The 645-nt window shown below is 73.0% G+C and carries 1 pseudogene; it reads left to right on the top strand.

The window, feature by feature from the left end:
• Nucleotides 1-156: 156 nt before the first annotated feature.
• Nucleotides 157-645 (top strand): annotated as a pseudogene (locus A612_RS16125) (hypothetical protein); the annotation flags it as partial.

Genomic DNA, 645 nt, shown 5'->3' with positions numbered 1-645 from the left:
CTGGCGAACCGCCGCCGGCGCATCGCCGCCACCTGAGGGTCGGCCAGCGGCCTGGCCTGCGGGGAGTCCGTGGGCCGCTGTCGGATACTGGGCGCTGCCCGGGCTCTGGCATCTACACTGGTGCCTTTCCCAAGAAAATCGAATCCTGACGCACCGATGTCGTTGTTCAGCTGGCTTTTCCCCCGCTCCAGGCGCAGCCCGGCAGCCTCGCCGCGCGGCGCTGCCGCGGGTCCGCTGCCGCGGGGAGGACAGCCGGCCGGGTCCGCTGCCGCCCCGGTCGCCCCGGCTGCGCCGGCGGCCGAGCCCGCGGAGGGCCTGCGCAAGAACGAGCGTGTGCAGCGGCGCGAGCAGCTCTACACGGTGGTGCGCGACGTGATGGTGCGCGCGGGCGTGCTGTCGGCAGGCTACAAGTTCAAGGTGCTGTCGCTGGACCAGCGCGGCGCCCAGTTCCTGATCATGGTCGACATGGCGCCCGAATACGGCGGCGACACGCAGCGCGCCTCGGAGATCGAGGCCCTCATCAAGCAGACCGCCCAGACGCGCTGCGACATCCTGGTGACGGCCGTCTATTGGCGCATGAACGAGCAGCTCGGGGCGCAGCTGCCGGCCCGGGGCGCGTCCGGCACCGGCGCGGCGGTGCGCCCG

It is taken from the genome of Melaminivora alkalimesophila (assembly GCF_000282995.1).
Classification (GTDB): Bacteria; Pseudomonadota; Gammaproteobacteria; order Burkholderiales; family Burkholderiaceae_C; genus Melaminivora; species Melaminivora alkalimesophila.
The sequence above is the reverse complement of the archived record's forward strand: the minus strand, read 5'-3'. Positions and strand labels throughout refer to the sequence as shown.